Below are 21,284 nucleotides of genomic sequence, written 5' to 3'. Positions count from 1 at the left end.
CATTTCACCGGCGGCTTCCCTGCTCTTTTTTCCGGCTGCGGTTTAGATGCCGGTGCGGCGCAGAATTTCCTGCACGAACGCCGACTTCCCTTCCACATAAGCGTCGATATCCGTTCGGTGCGCCTGGGCCAGTTCCCGCTTGATCCGGGCGTATTCGTCCCGCGCCTCGTCATGTTCCCGCAGGTAATCGCGCAGCGCGATATGTTCCAGGTATCCCCGGCCCTCCGGCGGACAGACATACAGATGATAGTTCATGAAGCCGAAATCCCGCGTCGGACGAAAAGCTTCCCGCCCTGCGATGCCCAGATCCCCTTGATGTTCAAACCCCTGGGCAGCCAGACGTTCGATCGCTTCCGGCAGTCTGTCGGCACTTGTGAGAACGGCATCCAGGTCGATGATCGGTTTGGCCGCCAATCCTTCGACCGAAGTGCTGCCCACATGCTCGATGCCGATCAGCAGATCGCCCATCCATTCCTTCACCGCCGCGGCAATTCTGGCGAACTCCTGCGGCCAGGCCGGATCGTACGAGGCGACTTCAATGAGGGGTGTACGTTCAGCCATGTCGGTTCCTCCCCAACTTTTTTTGTCTTCGGCTATTTTTTTCTTTTCCTCTATAGTAACCTATATTTTAGCAGGATCGAAAACGCTTTAATCTTTTTCATTTTACGACACCGGAGGAAGTATCGCATGGCAAGAACGTTTTTCCCGAAGCTCCGCGGCAACAGCCGGGGCTGCCTGGCTTTCGAGCCTTTTTTCCTGATTCCGTACAGTATGGTAGCCACCTATGCGACGCTCTACATGTACGAGCTGGGCGTGACCGAGACGAACATCGGCTGGATTACGACGCTCGGACTGCTCGTCCAGGTGATGGCGGCGTTTATGAGCGGGTATCTGACCGACAGACTGGGCCGCAAACGCGCGATTCTGATCTTCGACGTGCTCAGTTGGAGCGTGGCGATGCTGATCTTCGCTTTTTCGCAGAATGTCTGGTTCTTCGTGATCGCGACCTTCATCAACGGCCTGCAGCGGGTGCCGCATGTCGCTTTCTACTGTCTGATCGTGGAAGATACGCCGCCCAAAGACCGCACTTACGTGTTCACGCTGCTGCAGATCATCGGGGTCGTAGGCGGCCTGTTCGCTCCGCTCGGCGGTCTGCTGGTCAAGCATTACGGACTGGTCGACGGTACGCGGATCATGTACGTGATGTGTTCCGTGCTGATGACGTTCCAGTTTATCGGACGCCATCTGACGACGAAAGAAACGGAGATGGGCTATCGCAAGATGAAAGAAACGAAAGAACTCGGACTCAAAGCCAGTCTGATCGACTACAGCGGCGCGATCCGCGATCTGTTCGCCAGCCGCAGCCTGATGCTGATCTTCGTCGTCTACATCCTGTTCAACTTCCAGATGACGCTCAAGACCACCTATTTGTCGCTGTATCTGGCCGACTATCTGCATGTGGACAGCGGGTTGATCTCGCTGGTGCCGGCCGTGTCTTCGATCATCATGCTGCTTGCGCTCTGGTTTATCATGCCGAAGATCCGGGCGGAAAAAGAAACCCTCTCGATGATGGCCGGTTTCGCGCTGTCCGTCCTGTCGAACGTGATGCTGGTGCTATGGCCGACCTCAAGCCTGCTCTGGATCGGCCTCAGCACCGTACTTGCCGCCGTCGGCTTGATGATCAGCTCGCCGTATCTCGAAGCGGCCGTCCAGAATGCGATCGACGACGAGAAGCGCGCCAAAGTCTTCTCCATGCTGTCGGTCGTTATTCTGCTCCTGACCTCGCCGGCCGGCATCGTCGGCGGCTGGGCCTACACGCTTGACCCCCGCATTCCGATCTGGATCATTACGGCATCGTTTGCGGCGGCGTTCGTGTTCCTGATGATTTATCTGGGAAGAACGGGAAAAGGACAAGCGGTTTGATCCAAGAAAACAAACAGACACCGCTTTTGCGCGGTGTCTGTTTGACGAACGTCTTCAAAAATCGCGTATTCGATTCGCCACAGCTCACTTAACGGAGGTATCTCATGCAAACTGCCATCAATCACTCTTGGAACCCTGACGAACAGGAAGCTGCCTCGCTGCAGCTTGAACTGGCCGCCCAAATCTCGCTGCGCGATCCCGACCCCTTCGAGGTGCGGCTTATCGCAGGCGTCGATGTCGCTTATGCCAAAGACGATGACCGGCTTGTCGCGGCGGTCGCCTTGCTGGATGCCGATACGCTCGAAATCGTCGAGACGGCTGCCGCTTGGGGTAAGCCGTCCTTTCCCTATATTCCGGGATTGTTCTCTTTCCGGGAACTGCCGCCCGTATTGGAAGCATTCGGACGCCTGACACGGCGGCCCGATCTGATCGTCTGCGACGGCCAGGGCATCGCGCACCCCCGGCGGTTCGGGCTGGCCAGCCATCTGGGCCTGCTGCTCGGCACGCCGTCGATCGGCTGCGGCAAGACCCGGCTGGTCGGCGAATACGACGAGCCGCCGGCCGGGCGCGCTTCCGCTTCGCCGCTGCTGGACGGCGGCGAGTTGGTCGGTTATGCTCTGCGTACGCAGACCGGCGTCAAACCGGTATTCGTCTCGCCCGGCCATCTGATTTCGCCGGAGACGGCCTGCCAATGGATCTTGAAGCTTGCCCCGCGCTACCGTCTGCCGGAGACGACCCGGCAGGCGGATCAGCTTGTACGCAGAGAGTTGGCAGCCGATCCGGCAGCCCCCCCGCCCCATCCAACCTTGCCGGCCAAAGGAGCGACGAAATGACCCCTATCGACCCCGGTTACAAGAAACGCACAGCTCTCTACAAAAAACTCTATGCCTACAATAACGGCACGTACGATCCCAAGCTCGGCACGACCCTTTTTGACGAGTCCGTGTTATCCGCCGAGGAAAAAGCGTTCATGCAGGAGATCGGCTGGATAGCCAACGAAATGATCGCGTTGGAACACAACGAGATGATCGCGCGAATCACCGAGTTGGGCCAGGACGAACGGTTGTCGGACGCGCGTCTGACCGGCGAATTTGTCGCCGCCGTCGGCGGCAGCTATCGGCGCGGAGCGAACGGACCGGTCGCTCTGCGTTTCGCCCGGCTGATTCCGCCGCATGACTACCGACCGGCGCGCAGGATTCTCTCCTGCGGCGTATGCGGCCATGCCGAACATTCGCTTAACCGGTCCATCGCGCTGTCGCGGATCCGCGAATCTCTCTGGCTCGGCTACCGCTGGCATACGCCCGAAGGCGTCTATGCCGACTTGAGCGAGCGCGTCGAACTGCCGCAGGTCGATCCGACCGCGGAAGATGCGGGCGCGCTCAAGCGTCTGCTCGAAGCGCTGTCGCGCGCCGAGCCGGACGAAACGCCGGGCAAGCTGGAGAAACGGCTCAGCGCCGAAAAGGTACTGCGCGGCAACGGCGGTACGCGGCGCAGCCTGCTCGATGTCCTGTCGGAACTCGGCGTGGTCCCGAATGTGGGGCTGCGGATCGAGCCTGAGCGCTGGATCGACTACGAAGATATGGTCGAAGCCGGCAGAGAACTGGACACGACGCAGGGCCGCTCCGATCTGGAGATGCCTTGGGCCGGTTGGCGCGGACATCTCGGCGTGGATTGGGACCGGGCGAGAGTCTGTTTCGGCGAATATCTGTAAAGATTTATGCACGCAAAAAGCCTGCCGCGACTTCCATCGCCGGCAGGCTTTTTGCCCTGTGCGTATAGGAAAGGGGTTATGATTTCTTGAATTTGAAGATCGACCAGACGATCAGCAGCACCAGCACGCCGGTACACACTCCGATGCTGAGCCGGTTCTGCGGGTCGAACAGGAAGCCGGCCGCGATAACCGCAAGAATGACCGCCGTCGCTCCCGTGATATACGGGTAACCCCAGATACGGAACGTCGGCGCTTTGGGATAGCTCGGACGCAGCTTGAGCTGGGCCAGACAGATCGAACCCCAGACGACCAGCACGACAAAGCCCGGTACGGCCAGCAGGAACGAGAACAGGCTGTTGCCCATGAAGAAGGCCGCAAGCGCGCCCAGGACCAGCACGGCCGCACACAAACGCAGGCTGCCGACCGGAACGCCTTGTGGCGTCGTCGTTCCGAGACTTTTAGGCGCTTCGCCGGCTGCCGCCATCGAATGCAGCATCCGAGTCGCTCCGTAGATACTGGAATTCGCCGCCGACAGGACCGCCGTTACCAGAATAAAGTTGATGATGTGCGCGGCACCGCTCAGGCCCGTCGCTTCCAGCACCTGTACGAACGGACTATTCTGCCCGGCCAGCCGGTTCCACGGAATCAATCCGCAGATAACCAGGATCGGCAGCGTATAGAACAGCACGACGCGCACGATAAAGCTTTTGACCACACGCGGCATGACTTTCTCCGCGTCTTTGGCTTCGGTCAATGTCAGGCCGATCAGTTCGGAACCGCCGTACGAGAACATGACAACCAAAAGGGCGGAGAACACCGACAGCCAGCCGTTCGGCAGAAACCCTCCGTGCGCCGTATAATTCGTCAGTCCCGGAGCTTCGCCGCCTGCCCCCGGAATCAGACCGAACAGCAGCCCCGCGCCGAGGATGACAAACACCACGATCATGGCGATCTTGATCCCCGCCAACCAGAATTCCGTTTCGCCGAACGTCTCGACGCTCATCCGGTTAATGCCGAGAATCACTGCGGCGCTGGCGAGACTGAGCACCCACAGAGGCACGCCGGGCATCCAATACTGCAAAAACGAGCCGGCTGCCGTCACTTCGATCACGCAGACGGTCAGCATCAGGAACGCGTACAGCCAGCCCACGATAAATGCCGGCCGGGGACCGAATGCCTGCCGCACAAAATCTTTCATATTGCGGTTCGGGTAGACGCTCGCAAGTTCCGCGATCGCGCCCATGACGACCAGCAGCAGCAGGCCGCCGAACAGATACGTCAGGACAACGCCCGGTCCCGCCAGGCCAATCGTCTCGGCGCTTCCTTTGAAGATTCCCGTTCCGATGACGCCGCCCATTGCCATAAAGCTGATATGCCGGGGCAGCAGTTTTTTCTGAAGCTTGTCGCCTTCCGGCTTGTTGACAGATTCCACGTGATGTTCCTCCGATTCTCTGATGCAGTGATGCAGACCCGCGTTCGCGGGACGCACACTCTATCCTACAATAAAAAACGCGAATCCGCATCGGATCGCGCAAAAAATCACCGAACGGACGCAAACCGTCCGTCGGTGAAGGATGCTCTCTTCCCGATAAAACCATCAATCGATATCGTAAATGAACCATTTCCCATCTTCTTGACCCAGCGCAAAAGCCGGATTCTTGATGTCCCGCTGTCCTTCATACCGCTGCAGGACGTTTACGATGACGACCCCGTTCTCATTGGGAGTTTCGATTCTGGAAATCAGCGTTTCTTCAATCTTGCCCGGATACGCTCCGAGATCTCCCATCTGCCCGCCTGGTTTGAACAGCTGTTTATACCCCGGCGCATCGCCTCCGTTCCGGTACCGGGTACTTGCATTGATCAGCTTGACGATCTCCGACTCTTCGCCGGTATACGCCTTTTCGTCCGCGTAAGGTCCCGCCGCACGCTCGATGCTGCCGACACGCCACTCTCCCGCTTCCCGATTTAGCTTGTAGACGACCGGATGATCGCCGCCGTTCGGCTCTTCCCGAATCGCCCCTTCCACCTGCGACTCCTTCTCCGATTCGGTATTGGCGGAATACAGCTGAATTTGTTCGACCCGGAACGTAATCCGTTTGGCTGCTTCGGGCGTATCCGCCGCGAACATGGCCGCATACCCTTCTTGATCTCCTGCGTTCTGCGCGGCCAGCAGCTGGTTGAGCAGATCGATCTGATCGCGTTTGACCGAGGACCCCCGATAATGACTCGGATCGATCAGAGCGGCAGGCGAAGCTGCGGGGTCGGGCACTTTGACCTCTGCCGGTGCGGCGTTTGCCGCGGAGCTCTCCGTCTGCGGTTCGTCCGCCTTCTCCGGCAGCGCATTAGGCTCGCTTGCACAGCCTGCCGCGAGAACACCCAGAATAATCAGAGCCGCGGCTGTTTTTCTTTTTCCATACCGGCTGTATCGAAATGTGGGTCGGATTCTTTTGGGAACCTGCATCAAAAATCCCTCCTGCCTGTTCTGACCCTTTTTTCTCGCCTGCGGCGATCGGGTTGCAGAAATAGACGCGGAAGGAACGGTGTGAGTTGCATAAAGGCCGCTATTTTATTATGTAAATCCGAGTACTCAGCGCCGCAGGCGTTCTTCCACCTCCTGCCGCCAGAACGTTCCCTGCGCGAACGCCGCCGGATCGATCCGGCCGAATTCCCGCACGACCCATTTCAGCGTATCCGGAGGGATCTCGTTTTCCAGAAAAGCGTCAGGTCCGTTCTCGCGAATCGTTCGCTGCACAAGCTCCGCATAGACCAGCAGAAATTCCGCGAACTGCGGCACCGACGAATTGATAAACCATTCGGTACCGCCTTGTTCCATCCGGATGCAGACCACCTGCGAGCTGCCGGCTTTGAGGCAGACCGGATCGCCGTATCCCGTCGTTCCGAGCAGCCAGTAGGCCGAATATTCTTTCGGCATGCCGAAAGCCGTCTTCAGGTCGGACAATGTGCCTTCGCCGGAACGAAATTCCAGATACGGAGCAGAGTCGCCGGGCAGTCCGGCTTCGATCAGGAATCGCCGGGCTTCTTCGGTCAGAGGTACCGCTTCCAGCGCCTCGGCATCGAACCGCAGCAGCGGCCCGTCGAGTCCCGTGTTCCAAACCGCGTTAAATTGTTCCGGTTCCATCGTCACGTCCGCCACCTCCATCCTTCCGCTTTCCGTAACTCTCTAATGCCGCGTACAGACGCGATTTCCGCCTACTTCTTCCCCGCGCATCAGCACTTCCGTGAAAAGATCCACTTTTTGCGTATACAGTTCCGGCTGCGCCCGTTTGATCTCGAGCACCGTGTTCACGGCCCGGCGCACCATCCTTGCGGGAATTCCGCGCAGCGCCGTGCCGTAATATTCGATATACGGAGCATCGGGACGGTCCGAATCGAGCAGCATCCGGTGCAGCCGAATCGCCCAGCCTTCCGCGCGCGGGAACAGACCCGGGATTCCCAGCGCCAGATAATGCATACTTTCTTCGATTCCGCATCGTTCCGAAATATAAAAAATCGTCTCGAGCAGATCCCCCGCCGCGCTCGGTTCGATCACGTCGTCTTCCAGCATCCGGCACAAATCCGCAATCACGTCCGCCGAAGCTTTCTCGCACAGCTCGTTCAATATATCCGTAAACCGCTCCAGATCGTCGTCGTTTCCGTTCAGATCCCGCATCCGGTACAGTTCTTCAAGCAATTTTCGGTCCGGCAAGTCGATCGCCTCCGCTTCTGTCTGAATTTCTCCGCGCACGTATAACATACCCCATCCGGCGGCAAGCAAAAACCGTGCCTTGCGGCACGGCTTGTTTCAAATAGGGTCCGGCGTACGAAACGTACACCGGACTGCGGCTTTCGACGATCGACGGATAAGCGGATGCTCAGTCGGCAAGCGTCGAGATCGAAGCGTAGACAAGCGGTCCGAACGTCTTGGATTCCGTACCCGAAGGCATATGGATTTGGACTTGGTACCCTTTGTTTTGAGTTTCCCAAAGTCCGAATTGGCCGGTGCCGTTATCGCCTTCCGCCGACATGAACAAGCGCGAAGCCGACAAGGCGGCCGGTATGTTCGCTCCTTTGAGCTCGGAGGCTTTGCCGTAGTCTTTGAGCGCGGTCTGTCCTTCTTTACGCAGGCCGGCCAGTCCGTAGCCTTTGGCGAGCGGCGTGACCGTCGCGTAGTAATCCGGATTGTCCGCCATCGTCAGCAGATTCTTCTCGGCATCGAATTTCAGGCCTTCCATCGCGTAAAAAGCGTAACCGTACCCTTCCTGCAGTTTGCCGGTTACGGAATCCGTCGAAGAAGCTCCGGCCACTTCAAACGATTCGGTTTTGGGACGATCCGCTCCCTCGCCTTTTTTGCCCTGTTTGGCTTTGTCGGCCGGCTTGATATCGGCAGCCGCCGCTCCGGCACCGCTTGACGCTCCGCCTTTGGAATCGGTGTTCTTGGAGTCGGCAGCGCCTGAAGCCGCAGCTTCCGCCTTCTTGTCGTCCGCGGAATCGCCCGAAGCCGTTTTGTCGTCGGCTGCCGAGTCACCGGATGCTTTGTCGCCCGAAGGCGCCTCTTCCTTCGTGTCCGCAGCAGCGGTCTTGTCGTCTGCCGCCGCTTCGCCGGCCGGCGCTGTCGCCGGTTCCTCGATACTGTCTTGGCCCGAAGTCGCGGCCGTTCCGGCCGGTTCGGTCTGAGATGCGGGTTCGGATTCGTTACCGCAGGCCGCCAAAGCTCCGCTCAGCAGCAGTACGCCGAGCAGGCTCGCCGCACGAGTGTAAGTTTTCATGCTTCATGCACCTCCTGTTGAAAATAGACGCGGACTCCTGCCGAAAAGTTCCAACAAAAAATCCCCTGCGTCGCACTTTCTCCAATTAACCCTTACCCGGCGGAGTGACTCGGAAAGCAGGCAAAAAGACGTGTCTCCGCATAGGCACGGCACGGACGGAGCCCATTTTTCGCATAAAAAAGACGCGCTTTCCGCATGGGAAAACGCGTCAGAACCTGTATGAAGTCGGTTTTGGCGGAAGACGGCTTCGGTGAGGATTAGCAGTCGGCATTCGCACAGGAAGTTCGAAACAGCCCAACCGTTCGGCTTCGATCTACAAAGTCCGAAAAGCCTCGGACATCTGTCGATGCCCGAACAGCGGCTTGTCTACTCGCTTGCCTAATTACTTGCGTACCTATTCCCCGATTTCGATCTCCACTTCGTGCGGCCGGTAAACCGCCGTAACCGCGCCCGAAGCGTCCGCCGCGAACAGCACGGAACGCTCGCTCTCCAGTATAAAGTCGTACGTTTTGCCCGTCTTGCGGTCGCGGACCTTGATCTCCGTATCCCAAGCGTATTCGGACACGAATACGTACAGGCTGCCGGAAGCGAAACTCAGCTTGCGGCCGTACACGCCGGCGAGTTCCCCGCCGGCCAGCCATTCCAGGTCGCCGACGACGCCGGCCTGCTTCGCGGCGTAGCGGTACAGTTCGGCGATCGGCTCGTCGCCCGATCCAAGTTCGAGCGGCAGCGGGCTCCAGATCAGGCGCCCTTTGCCGTTCGGCACGTCAAGCACCGTATCCGCCCGGCCTTCGGCGTCGGCCGGCACTTCCTTGAGCGTCTCCGCGATGCGGCGTCCGCCGAACGAGACCGGCAGGCGTCTGCCGTCAAGCTCCAGCATCTCTTCGCGCCGCACGTTCGACAGCGTGCGGATCCCGAGCAGTTTGTCCGCGCGGTCGGATTCGTGCCAGTAGGCGTCGAGTCCGGCCGGGCCGGTAATGACAAGCGTCGCCTGCGTCGACTTGGCGATGCGCAGCAGCTTCTTCATCGAATCTTCGTCCATGTTGTGCGGACTCGGCAGCAGGATCAGCTTGGCCGGGTGGGACTTGAGGCTGTCGAGCCGGTATTCGGACACCGCGCGAAACGGCAGTTTGAGTCCGTACGTCAGCACCCGCGTCAGCCGGTTCGTACTCTCGACCGCGAACGAGCGGTTCGAGAAATCGTTCGAGTACGGGAACACGGCCGCCACTTCTTCCAGGCGGCGTTCCTGGAACAGGTCGCGGATCTGTGCCATGAAGCTTCCGAAATCGTACGAGACGTCCGCTTCCGGCTTCTCCGTGCCGTCGGCGCGCAGCGCGCCGATATGCGATTCGTTGGCGTTATCCATATAGAAATTGGTATTCCAGATCCACTGGATGGCGCCGGCGCCGCCCGTCGAGAAAGCGTACGCGTATTTGCGTTCCAAGAAATTGCGCAGCTCGGCTTCGCTGCGCTTCGCCCGGCCGTCCGGCGTCTCCACGTACATGATGCCGGTCTCCTGGATCACGTTCGGCTTGTCCGGCGTCTTGGTGAACACGCCGTCCCAGACGAGGCTGTCGTTCAGCCACCACGAATGCACCGTCGTGTAATCGACGGCATCTTCGTAGAACAGCGGCGACGGACGCTGCGCGCCGAGCGCTTCGTCCTGCCCGACGGTCACGAGATGGTCCGGGACCAACTGCTTGATCGACGACGTCAGCTCGGCGGCCCAGGCGCTGTGCATCTCGACCGAGAACAGCGAATAGTCGAGCCAGCGCGTGCCTTTTTTGCCTTTGTGCATATCCTGCACATCGAAATTGATGTCGGCGAACTCCGGCACGGCCGCCGCTTCGAACGAAGGCAGTTCGGCCGGCGTCATGTTCCAGTGTTCGCGCAGTTCGTGAATCGAACCGTGACGGTTCTTGAGCCAGGTCACGAAAGCGGCCCGCTCGTATTCGTCATGCAGCGAGCGCGGTCCGTTCGAGAAGATCTGCAGCGGATCGAACATCGAAGGTTCGTTGATCAGATCCCAATCGACATGCGTCGTCCGCGTATGGCGGCTGACGATCGAGCGGATAAAGCGCTTCTGCGCTTCGACGCTCTGCGGGTCCAGGTACGGATTCCTGCCTTCCCACGTCTCCGGGGTGAACGAGAAGAATGTGAACGTCACGTGCAGCTTATGCTTCGCCGCCGTCAGCAGGAAAGCGTCGATCGCGCGCAGCACTTCCTCGGACGCGTGTCCGTCGACCTGCATCACGTTGCGGTACGCGGTCCAGATGCCGGTACGAATCCAGTTGATGCCGGCATTCGCCATCGCCTCCATGTCGCGGTCCCAGACGGCCGCGTTCGGCAGGAACAGGAATTTGCGCGCTACGTCCGACGTCATGTACGTCATGCCGACGATCGGCAGCGGACGTCCGTCCTGGACGAAATAATCGCGGTTCGCCGAGATCGGACTGCCGGAAGAGAGCAGACGCTCGTCCTGCCCCCAGAAGCCCTGCTTCAATACGCGCGCTTCGCCTTCCGGCGATTCGGCAACGCACGTGACGACATACAGTCCCGGCCCGACGTCGAACGTCAGCGGAATATTCAGCGCGGTCCAATCGTACGTGACGGGTGCAGCGATCTCCCGCGCGAATACTTCCGAACCGTCCGGCGCCGCGACGCTCAGGCGGAACGTCCAGGTGTCGGGCGAAGCCTGCGCCCCGGCATTGCCGGCGGCGGTCTGCGCAGCGGCAGCGGCAGCCGCTGCCGTACCGTCTCCGCCGGATTTAGCGATCCGTTCGACTTTGCCCCCGGCAATGAGCCGGCCGACGTCTTCCTGCCCCGCAAAAGCCGGCAGGTTGGCCGGCAGCCCGGCGCGCCGGATGATCTGCGCGCGCAGCGTCAGCCGCGCGCGCTCGCCCGGCTCGTAGACCGCGCTGCGGGTCGCAAGCGACAGCTCCGCGGTCTCCCGGGCGCAGAACGCCGCCCAGCGGGCCAGCGCTTCAAGCCCCTGCCCTTCGGACAGCGACACCGTCAGCGGCCGGTTCACGAAGATCCAGCGCGAGCCGGCGAAGGCGCCGCGCACCTGCTCCCACAGCACGACCGGCGCCGCGATCGGCCGGTCCGACGCGTCGTACGCCCGCAGCAGCGGCGTGATGAACGTACTCATCGTGCCCGCCGAGCCCATCTGCTCCGGCAGATCGGCGTCGCGGGTCGTGTGCGGCACCAGATTCCAGGTGCCGACGCCCGATCCGGACAAGTCCGCGTCCGGCCTGAAGCCCGCAGCGGAGCCCGGCTCCGCGCCGGTGCCTCCGCCGAACAGGATTTCGTCGCCGCGCAGCAGCGGCCGCTCCGGCGAAGCTTCCAGGCGGACCGCCCGGGAAGCGTCCACCGGCAGCGCTTCGTGGATATGCAGCTGCTGGTGATAGCCGGTCTGCTCCGGGCCGATCCGCCAGCGTCCGCTTTCCTGACGTACCGGACGCTTGAACGGCGCGCCGCCGACGCTCAGCAGGCCGCCGCCTTTTTGGAGGAACTCCAGAATGCGGCTCCACGCGCTCTCCGGGAAATACGGCGCATGCAGATTGACCAGCACGCCGCTGCCGTCGCCGCAGCGGTCGTTCAGGGCGTCGCCGAGATCGGCCGCGCTCGTCACGATGCCGTACGCGCTTAGTTCTTTCAGTCCCGGCAGCGGGCCGGAAGCCGGAAAGCTCGGATCGCGGAAAAAGATCACCCGTCCGTTAACCGGCTCCGCCGCTTTTTTCAAATAAGTTTCGCTCACAGGATGCCCTCCTTCATCGATTTGTACACAAGCTGCGAGAACAGGCTGTTCGACCAGGCGAACCATTTGCGCGTAAACACCGTCGGGTCGTCCGCATGGAACCCTTCGTGCATATAGCCGGTGTCCGCGTCCGTGTTCTCCAGCATCGCGATCAATTCAAGCTTCTCTTCCTTGCTCTGCGCCGTCAGGCCCTGCATCGAAAGCGCCATGTGCCAGACGTAATTCGGCGGGGTGTGCGGACTGCCGATTCCTTTTGCCGCCGTGCCTTCGTAATAGAACGGATTTTCCTTGCTCAATGCGAAGCGCCGCGTATTTTGGTAGATCGGATCGTCGGCGCTCGTGTAACCCAGATAAGGAATAGACATGAGGCCCGGCGTGCCGGCGTCGTCCATCAGGCAGTGGTTGCCGAATCCGTCCGTCTCGTACGCGTAGATCGGCCCGAACTCCGGATGGCGGTACACGCCGTACAGCGCGATGCCGCGGTCGATTTCCTGCTCCAAATTTTTGAGTTCGCGCACGTAATCCTGATCCCTGAAAATCCATTCGAAAAACTCCTGCATCTGGCGCAGCGCCACGACCGCGAACATGTTGCCCGGGATATTGTAATGGAAATCGCATGCGTCGTCGCTGGAACGGAAGCCCGACCAGACCATACCCGTGTAGTTGACCGGCATGCCGAGCCCTTTGTTTTGCAGCGTATCGTGCGCAATGCCGTTGTCGCGGCCGAAACGGTACGGAGACTGCTCCATATGATACTGCTCGGTGCGGAACACTTTGACGATCTCTTCCATCGCGATGCGGAAATCCTCGTCGAAAATGTCCGTCGATTCCGTTTCCTTCCAATACAGATAAGCCAAACGCACGACGAAGCAGAGCGAGTCGATCTCGAACTTGCGCTCCCACACCCACGGGGACATCTCGGTGCCGTCGTTTTTGTTCCAATGCCAATCGTTGGCCGATTCGTTGAACGCGTTCGCGTACGGATCGATCCGCACGTACTGCACATGGCGCTTGATCAGCCCGCCGATGATCCGCTGGAGGTCTTTGTCTTCTTTGGCAAAAGGAATATAGTGTACCACCTGCTCGACCGAGTCCCGCAGCCAGCTGGCCGGAATGTCGCCGGTGATGACAAACGTCGTCCCGTCGTCCAGCAGTTTGGTCGTCGTCTCCAGCGTATTCGGAAAACAGTTCTTGAACAGCTGCAGCAGCTTGGGACGGTGCGCCAGCTCTTTGTCCGCTTCGGCCAACGCGGCCTGCACCGCCTGAGGCAGTTCGAACTTGGGCATCGGGATTTTGGGCAGTCTGAATTGTTCCAAGAGAAATCGCTCCTTTTTGGGAAAAGATAGGGCGTACCGCCCCAAATCAAAACCGGCGCGCCGCAGAAATCGGTTCGGCCGTATAAAGAGGCCGTCGGATTCCCGCGGGGCGCCGGCAGATGAATCGAAAGGACCGAAGCGAACGCAAGCCGCAAGTCCGGTCCGATTCGGGTCTAGCTCCGGATCAGTTTGACCGTCTTGATCTCGTACGGCTTGAACGTAAGCCACAGCGCGGCGTTCTCGATCAGGTCAAGCTCTTCGCCGTCTTCTTCCAGCGCACCGGACAGGACCGCACGCTCGAACGCGTAACGGAAGTTCAGTCCGACCGTTTCCCGGCCGCCTGCCGACTCGTACATCCGTACGATAAGGCCGGTTCCGTCTTCGGCCGGTTTGATCGTGTCCAGTATAACATGCTCGCCCGTGAAAAGAATGGACTCCATCGAAGGCGAAAGGTCGCCCGGATGTGCCGTCGTACGGACCACCGGAAGTTCCTGATTGAGTGCTGCCGCAGCCTGCACCGTATGGGCGGACACCCAGCTGCCCGCGTGCGGATACAGCGAATACGTGAAGTCGTGTTCGCCCAGATCCGCCTGCGTATCCGGCCATTTCGGCGCCCGGAGCAGCGACAGGCGAATCGTGCTGCCCTGAATGTCGTAGCCGTATTTGCAGTCGTTCAGCAGGCTGACGCCGTATCCGCGCTCGGATACGTCGGCGAACCGGTGCCCGCACACTTCGAACTGCGCCTGCTCCCAGCTCGTATTGCGATGCGTCGGCCGCTCCAGCGAACCGAACGGGATTTCGTAGGTCGCTTTTTCCGCCAGCACATCGACCGGGAAAGCGACCTTGAGCAGCTTGTGCGCTTCGTGCCACGACACATGGGTCTTAAAGTCGATACGGCGGTCGTATTTGTAGAAAATAACGTCCTGCTCGATGATCGATTCGCCGAGCTTCCAGCGGAAGCGCAGAATATCGCGCACGCCGCCCGACGCAACCACCGAACGTTCCAGCAGCTCGGCTGCGCCCGCAGGCTGTTTCTCGAACCGCGGATCGATATCCCAGGCATCCCACTGCGTCGGACGGTCATGGAAGAACTGGAATACGTTCGCGGCTTCGCCCGGCTGGATCACTTCGCGCTCCTCCTGCTTGTCGATCAGCGAGACGATCTCGCCGCGGTCGTTGAAGCGCACGGTGTAGAACGGCGCTTCCCAGACATCCGGGAATCCCTTTTCCGTCGACGAACCTTCCTGCCGGGCAGCCGCGGGTTCCGCACCCGCACCCGCTCCCGCTTCGCGCAGCCAGATCGTCTTGTACCCAAGAGACGGAATATGCGGCACGTACACCGTCAGGCTTCCGCTGCCTTCGTCGTAGTCGGCTTCCAGGCGTTCGCCTTCCGAGTCGTAAGCTTCCTGCCCCGCTGCCTGTTCGATCGTGACGGTCGCGAAGCGATACCAGCCCAGGCTGTTGAAAATGACGTACGGCGTGCCTTCGCCTTCGGTATGGATCCGCTCCGCGAGCGATTGCGTGCCGATGTCCAGACTGCGCTTGCCTTCGGCAAACACCTCCGCGTATTCCGCGTCCGACGTCTCGTACGTTTCCGTGATCGCCGAACCCGGAATGATATCGTGGAACTGGTTGAGCAGGATCAGCTTCCAGCCCCGGTGCAGCGATTCCAATGCTTCGCCGTAGCCCGCATGGCTGCGAAGAGCCGGCAGCCTGCCGTCCGCTCCCAAACCGAGCAGTTCGCCGCGCTCGGCTTCGCTCAGCTCGGCCGGTTCTTCGCCGGCCGCGTCCGCCGCGGCGATCCGGGCCGCCGTATAGGCGTTCTCCCGCGCTTCCAACGCCGCGATTTCGTCTGCGCCCGCCGCCAGCACGTTCCACAGTTCCGCTTCGCGGTACAGCACTTCGGCTTTGCGGTTCGCCCGCTTGTTGTAGGCGTGCGTCGTATACGTGCCGCGGTGCAGCTCCAGATACAGATCGCCGCGCCAGACCGGCAGGTCCGGATCCGCTTGGCGGATGCCGTCGAAGAATTCCGCCGCCGTGCCGTAGCGGCTGGAAGGCTGGCCGACCATCAGCTCGGCGCGGTCGATATACTCCAGCATCTCGCGCGTCACGCCGCCGCCGCCGTCGCCGTGCCCGTACAGCAGCATCTGCTCCGTGTGTTTGTCTTTTTGCCGGTAGGACTGCCAGTGTTCATGCACGTCTTTGGGATGCGTATGCTCGTTGACGCCGTGGTTGAGGTAAGACAGGATCGGCGTTCCGTCGATGCCGACCCAATGGAACAGGTCGTACGGGAACGTGTTCGTATCGTTCCAGTTCAACTTGGTCGTCATGAAGTATTCCACGCCGCCGTGCTTGAGAATCTGCGGCAGCGACGCGCAGTAGCCGAACGTGTCCGGCAGCCATTCGATACGCGAGATTTTGCCGAATTCCTCCTGGTAGAAGCGCTGTCCGTACAGCATCTGGCGCATCAGCGATTCGCCGCTCGGGATATTGAGATCCGGTTCGACCCACATGCCCCCGACCAGTTCCCAGCGTCCTTCGCGGATACGGGCTTTGACCCGCTCGAACAGTTCGGGATCGTTCTGCTTGAGGAAATCGAACAGGATCGGCTGGCTCTGCGTATACAGATAGCCCGGATATTCGCGCATCAGCGTATCGACGCTTGAGAACGTGCGGCTCGTCTTGCGCACCGTCTCTCGTACCGGCCACAGCCAGGCGATATCGATATGCGACTGGCCGACCATGATCTCGCGCCCTTCGGCGTTGTTGCCGCCGATCTCGAGCGTGCGGCCGCGAAGCTTGCCTTCGATCCCGGAGACCGCCGAACCTGCGCGCACTTCCTCTTCGTTCAATCCGGTAAAAGCATCCATCGCGCCGTGCAGGGCTTCGATCAGGCGCACGCGGCGGAAATCGGTCTCCGGCAGCAGAACTGCCGAATCGCGCACGACGGTCACCGTATACATGAGGCTGCGCACGGGTTCGTTCGGCAGCACGAGCAGACTGCGGATCGAGGCAATCGGCGGCTTGACCGTCGCCTGCCGGTTCAGCGGATCGTGCGGTTCGGGAATGATGTCGAACATTTCGATTTCGAGTTCAGGCGTCCGGCCGACATGCCCCAGATCGAGCGTGACGTACGTATGGTTGTCGTCGATGCCCTGATAGGAAGCGCCGTTCACCCGCAGCAGCCCTTCGCCGCTGGAATCGAAGATCAGTCCCGCGGTATCCGCGTTCCAGTCTTCCGGCAGTTCAAGCTTTGTGCGGAAGAAATAGGTCGTGCCGTTCTTGCTCGGAAAAGGATTCAGCTCTTTGCCCTGCGGATACGGCTCGATTTCGGTATATTGGCCCGGCAGGCCGTAGGTCGACCGGGTGATGTCCCAACTCTTCAGTTCTTCCTGCCGCAGCCACTGGCGCTGCGACAGCTCATGGATAAAACGGTTTAAACGCTGCATGGATTCTCATTCCTCTCCGACGATAAAGTCGATGCTTTGGGTATCCTGCACATGGCGGCCGATCCGAATCCGGAACAGTCCCGGTTCGACGACCGATACAAGGTCGGGACCGATATAGCGGAGCTGCTCCGCGCCGATGTCGAAAGTCACTTGACGGCTCTCGCCGGGTTCCAGCCAGATCTTCCGGAACCCTTTCAGTTCGTTCGCGGGACGGGTCGCGGCGCTGACCGCGTCGGAGACATAGAGCTGGACGACTTCCGCCCCGGCGCGCTGTCCGGTATTGCAGACCGTTACCGACACGGCCGCACGGCCGCCGGCTTCGATCTCGGCCGGCGCCAGCCGGCTCTGCGAGAGTTCAAGAGCCGAATACCCGAACGACGTGTAGCTGAGCCCGTAGCCGAACGGATACCGCGGCTTCGAATCGTCTTCCAGATACCGTTTGCCGCGCGAGCGCTTGCCGAGGTAATGGACCGGCAGCTGCCCGACATGCTTGGGCACCGAGATCGTCAGGCGTCCCGACGGATTGACGTCGCCGAGCAGGATGTCGGCGATCGCATGGCCGCCTTCCTGCCCCGGATACCACGCCTGCAGCAGCGCGGGCACATGCTCTTCCACCCACGGCTCCACGACCGGGCGCCCGCCGATATAGACTACGGCGACCGGCTTGCCCGCCGCCGCCGCGCTCACTTCGCGGATCAGGTCGAGCTGCACGCCCGACAGTCCCAGCGTCATGCGGTCGATGCCTTCGCCGCAGTCCATGTCGCTGACCGCCTCGCCCGTGACCCTCGAAGCTCCGGTCCGCAGGTCGATCGTGCCTTCGCCGAAATCCCGGGCGCTCGACCCGCCCATGACGAGCACCACGGCGTCCGCTGCCGCCGCGCATTCCAGTGCCCGCGCGAAGCCTTCGCGCGATTCGCCGCGAATGCGGCAGCCCGGCGCGTACGACACGCGTTCCGCTCCCAGCCGCTCGGTCAGGCCGCGCAGCACGGTCGCGACGCTCCCTTCCGGCTGCGGCGACGTGTAATCGCCGAGCTGGTTGTAGCCGCGGTCCGCGTTCGGACCGATGACCGCCACGCGGCCGGCGCCGCCCGCAAGCGGCAGCACGCCGCCGTCGTTCTTGAGCAGAACGACGCTCTCGGCCGCAAGCGCCCGCGCAAGCCGCGCATGCTTTTCGCTGCCGATGATCTCGGCGGCCCGCTGCGCGTCGGCGTACGGGTTCTCGAACAGCCCGAGCCGGAACTTGAGCTTCAGCACGCGCAGCGCCGCGCGGTCCAGCACGTCCGGCTCAAGCCGGCCGGCTTCGAACGCCGCCAGCAGATGGCGGCCGAACATCTCGCCGGACATCTCCATATCGATACCGGCACGCAGCGATTGCAGCGCCGCGTCTTCGCCGTCTTCGGCCGTATCGTGGCCGGCCGCCAGCATGTCGATCGCGCCGCAGTCCGTAATGACCGGACCGTCGAAGCCCCATTCGCCGCGCAGGATACCGCCGAGCAGGCGCTCGTTCGTCGTGCACGGTACGCCGTCGATCTCGTTGTAGGCCGGCATGATCGAAGCCGCTCCCGCCCGAACCGCCCGCTCGAACGGATACAGATCTACTTCGAGCAGCTCGCGCCAGCCCATATGTACGGGGCCCGCGTTGCGCCCCCCTTCGGAAGCGCCGTAGCCCGCGAAATGCTTCAGCGTCGCCGCGACGCTATCCGGTGCATCCAGCCGCTGTCCCTGCAGCCCTTCCACCGAAGCGACGGCCATTTCGCCGATCAGGAACGGATCTTCCCCGAAGCATTCTTCGGTCCGGCCCCAGCGCGGATCGCGCACGACGTCGAGCACCGGCGAATACGTCGCCGCCCCGCCCTGCGCCCGCGTCTCGGCGGCAACCGCCCGGCACATGTCCCGGTACAGGCCGACGTTCCACGTGCTGCCGATCGCGAGCGGCACCGGGAACACCGTGCCCCCGATCGCCATATGCCCGTGCGAGCATTCCTCGCCGATCAAAAGCGGTACGCCGAGCCGCGAATGCTCGACGGCGTAGCGCTGGATGTCGTTGACCGCTTCGGCGCCTTCCGCCGGCGATAACCCGGTCGCAAGCGTCACGCCCGTCCACGGATCGGCGCGCAGGGTGCCGTACAGCGAACCGACGTCTCCCGCGCGCACCTGCTCCTTGAAGCTTTCCGTCAATTCCGCTTTTCCGCCCTGCCGCGAGTAGGTCATCCAGCCGAACGGCTGAATAAGCTGCCCGACCTTCTCGCGCGCCGTCATGGCCGCAAGCAGCAGCTCCGAGCGTTCTTCCGCAGGCAGAGCCGTATTCATCCAGGGTCTTTCCGTCACCGTATCCGTTGTCCGTTCCGTCATGGGCGGTCCTCCTCCTTGGCATACGGACGCGCAGCGCGTCCGTCCTGTTCTTTTTTTAATCCGACTTTCAATCCAATCGCCGCCTTACTCTTTCACCGCTCCGAGGGTCAAACCCTGCACGAAATAACGCTGGAAAAACGGATAAGCGAAAATGATCGGCAGCGTCGCCAGCACGACCATCGCCATGCGCGCCGTATCCTGCGGCAGCGATCCCATCGCGGCCATGTTGATATTGCTGTTGGCCGAGTTCTGCTGGATAAACTGCATGCTCGACTCGATCCGCATCAGCATGGATTGGAGCGGCACCAGATTGGGATTGTCGATATACAGCAGCGCGTTAAACCAGTCGTTCCAATAGCCGAGCGTGCTGAACAATCCGATCGTCGCAAGACCCGGCAGGGACAGCGGCACGATAATTTTGAAAAAGATACGGAATTCGCCGGCGCCGTCGATTTTGCCCGATTCGACGAGCGCGTCCGGCACGCTGGTCGCGTAGAACGTACGCAGGATCATGACGTAGAACGCGTTCATCGCAAGCGGCAGCACGAGTGCCCAGATACTGTTTTTGAGCCCAAGCAGCTGCGCTACGATCATGTAGGTCGGGATGATCCCGCCGTTGAACAGCATCGTCAAAATGGCAAAGATCGAGAAGAAGCGGCGGTAGCGGAAATTGCGGCGCGAGATCGCATAAGAGTACAGCGCGATCATGAACAGACTGAGCACCGTCCCGATAAGCGTGACCGCGATCGTCACCCCGTAAGCCCGCAGCAGCGTATCGCCGCTCTCGAAGATGTATTGATAGGCGCCGAGGCTCCATTTGGACGGAATCAGCCGGTAGCCTTCGCTTGCGAGTACACTTTCGTCCGTGAAGGAGATAATGACGACGAACAGAAACGGGAATACGCACATAAAAGCAAAGATGCCGGCAATCAAATTGAAAATGACGTTCCATGCCGGCGTAATCTGTTGGAAATCGCGGATCGCTTTCGGTTTGGTTTTGCGGGCCATGAAGACACCTTCCTTTCTTATCATCCTTTTAGAACAGCGAGCTGTCCTTGTCGATCCGGCGTACCACGTAGTTGGCCAGAATGACGAGCGTGAAGCCGACGACCGATTGATACAGGCCCGCCGCCGCGCTCATGCCGATCTCGCCTGTCGTCATGAGTCCGCGATAGACATACGTGTCGATAACGTTCGTGACGGCGTACAAGGTACCCGAGTCTCTCGGCACCTGATAGAACAGTCCGAAGTCGGCGTAGAAGATCCGGCCCACGGCCAACAGCGTCATGATCGTAATGATCGGCGTCAGCATCGGAATGGTGATCCGGCGGATCTGCTGCCATTTGTTCGCTCCGTCGATCATCGCCGCTTCGTACAGCGAACGGTCGATCCCGAGGATCGCCGCCAGATAGACGACGCTGTTATAGCCGACCATTTTCCACAGATTAACGAAGACGAGGATATACGGCCAATACTTCGGATCCGAGTACCATTGAACCGGCTCCATGCCGAACCAGCCCAGCATCTGGTTCAGCAGTCCGCGGTCCATGCTCAGGAAGCTGAACACGAAGTAGCCGACGATGACCCAGGAAAGGAAGTACGGCAGGAACATGCCCGTCTGATAGATTTTTGACATTTTCCGGCTGACCAGCTCGGACAAAATAATCGCCATCAATACGGAGAACACCAGGCCAAGCGCGATAAACGCAATGTTGTAGAGCAGCGTGTTCCGCGTAATGACGAAGGCGTCTTCCGTACTGAACAGAAATTTGAAGTTGTCCCAGCCGACCCACTCGCTGTTGAAAATACTGGCCCAGAAGCCTTTGCGGCTGACGCGATATTCCTTGAACGCCACGATTGTGCCCGCAAGCGGCAGATAGGAGAAGAAGAAGAACCAGATCGCGCCCGGCAGCACCATGAACAGCAGCGCTTTATTGCGGCTTACGTTTCTCAAAAAGTTTCCCATGTTTGTGTCGCCCTCCTTGTCGCCCCGAAATCGGTATAAAA

General features: G+C 60.7%; 15 protein-coding genes. 3 read left to right on the top strand and 12 right to left on the bottom strand.

Annotated features, from left to right (window positions below; genetic code table 11):
• Positions 1-42: 42 nt before the first annotated feature.
• Positions 43-561, bottom strand: a complete 519-nt coding sequence (locus HOP44_RS14625) for a GrpB family protein (RefSeq protein ID WP_172254558.1) — start codon at positions 559-561, stop codon at positions 43-45.
• A gap of 126 nt (positions 562-687) precedes the next feature.
• Here HOP44_RS14625 and HOP44_RS14620 point away from each other — a divergent pair, with 126 nt between their 5' ends.
• From HOP44_RS14620 to HOP44_RS14610, 3 genes are all read left to right on the top strand, one after another.
• The gene (locus HOP44_RS14620) at positions 688-1,923 is read left to right on the top strand and encodes an MFS transporter (protein ID WP_172254556.1); all 1,236 of its coding nucleotides are present in this window, start codon (positions 688-690) and stop codon (positions 1,921-1,923) included.
• Positions 1,924-2,027: 104 nt separating this feature from the next.
• Positions 2,028-2,756 carry a deoxyribonuclease V gene (gene nfi / locus HOP44_RS14615; RefSeq protein WP_172254554.1) on the top strand — a complete coding sequence of 243 codons (729 nt, stop codon included), beginning with the start codon at positions 2,028-2,030 and terminating at the stop codon, positions 2,754-2,756.
• A complete protein-coding gene (locus HOP44_RS14610; protein ID WP_172254552.1) occupies positions 2,753-3,634 on the top strand; it encodes a hypothetical protein in 882 nt (293 codons plus the stop codon). Before nfi ends, HOP44_RS14610 begins: the two co-directional genes overlap by 4 nt.
• 76 nt (positions 3,635-3,710) lie before the next feature.
• Here HOP44_RS14610 and HOP44_RS14605 read toward each other — a convergent pair whose 3' ends face one another.
• The 11 genes from HOP44_RS14605 to HOP44_RS14555 form a co-directional block, all read right to left on the bottom strand.
• Complete coding sequence (locus tag HOP44_RS14605; RefSeq protein ID WP_172254804.1) at positions 3,711-4,997, bottom strand: amino acid permease; 1,287 nt, start codon at positions 4,995-4,997, stop codon at positions 3,711-3,713.
• Between the two features lie 234 nt (positions 4,998-5,231).
• A complete protein-coding gene (locus HOP44_RS14600) occupies positions 5,232-6,095 on the bottom strand; it encodes a hypothetical protein (RefSeq protein ID WP_172254550.1) in 864 nt (287 codons plus the stop codon).
• A 126-nt stretch (positions 6,096-6,221) separates the two neighbouring features.
• Positions 6,222-6,773 carry an SUKH-4 family immunity protein gene (locus HOP44_RS14595; protein WP_246369843.1) on the bottom strand — a complete coding sequence of 184 codons (552 nt, stop codon included), beginning with the start codon at positions 6,771-6,773 and terminating at the stop codon, positions 6,222-6,224.
• A gap of 42 nt (positions 6,774-6,815) precedes the next feature.
• The gene (locus tag HOP44_RS14590) at positions 6,816-7,340 is read right to left on the bottom strand and encodes a hypothetical protein (protein ID WP_172254546.1); all 525 of its coding nucleotides are present in this window, start codon (positions 7,338-7,340) and stop codon (positions 6,816-6,818) included.
• A 166-nt stretch (positions 7,341-7,506) separates the two neighbouring features.
• Entirely contained in the window at positions 7,507-8,400 is an 894-nt protein-coding gene (locus tag HOP44_RS14585; RefSeq protein WP_172254544.1) for a hypothetical protein, read from the bottom strand.
• Positions 8,401-8,794: 394 nt separating this feature from the next.
• A complete protein-coding gene (locus HOP44_RS14580) occupies positions 8,795-12,160 on the bottom strand; it encodes a beta-galactosidase (protein WP_172254543.1) in 3,366 nt (1,121 codons plus the stop codon).
• The gene (locus HOP44_RS14575) at positions 12,157-13,476 is read right to left on the bottom strand and encodes a glycoside hydrolase family 125 protein (RefSeq protein WP_172254542.1); all 1,320 of its coding nucleotides are present in this window, start codon (positions 13,474-13,476) and stop codon (positions 12,157-12,159) included. The genes HOP44_RS14580 and HOP44_RS14575 overlap by 4 nt, the downstream gene beginning before the upstream one ends.
• A 173-nt stretch (positions 13,477-13,649) precedes the next feature.
• Positions 13,650-16,925 carry an alpha-mannosidase gene (locus HOP44_RS14570; protein ID WP_172254541.1) on the bottom strand — a complete coding sequence of 1,092 codons (3,276 nt, stop codon included), beginning with the start codon at positions 16,923-16,925 and terminating at the stop codon, positions 13,650-13,652.
• Between the two features lie 6 nt (positions 16,926-16,931).
• Positions 16,932-19,277 carry a glycoside hydrolase family 3 N-terminal domain-containing protein gene (locus tag HOP44_RS14565; RefSeq protein WP_172254540.1) on the bottom strand — a complete coding sequence of 782 codons (2,346 nt, stop codon included), beginning with the start codon at positions 19,275-19,277 and terminating at the stop codon, positions 16,932-16,934.
• An 84-nt stretch (positions 19,278-19,361) separates the two neighbouring features.
• Complete coding sequence (locus HOP44_RS14560) at positions 19,362-20,285, bottom strand: carbohydrate ABC transporter permease (protein ID WP_172254539.1); 924 nt, start codon at positions 20,283-20,285, stop codon at positions 19,362-19,364.
• A gap of 28 nt (positions 20,286-20,313) precedes the next feature.
• On the bottom strand, positions 20,314-21,243 hold the full coding sequence (locus HOP44_RS14555; RefSeq protein WP_172254538.1) for an ABC transporter permease: 930 nt from the start codon (positions 21,241-21,243) through the stop codon (positions 20,314-20,316).
• Between the last annotated feature and the right edge of the window lie 41 nt (positions 21,244-21,284).

The sequence above is a fragment of the Saccharibacillus deserti genome, from assembly GCF_013618475.1.
Lineage (GTDB): Bacteria > Bacillota > Bacilli > Paenibacillales > Paenibacillaceae > Saccharibacillus > Saccharibacillus deserti.
This window is presented reverse-complemented; position numbering and strand designations above follow the sequence as displayed.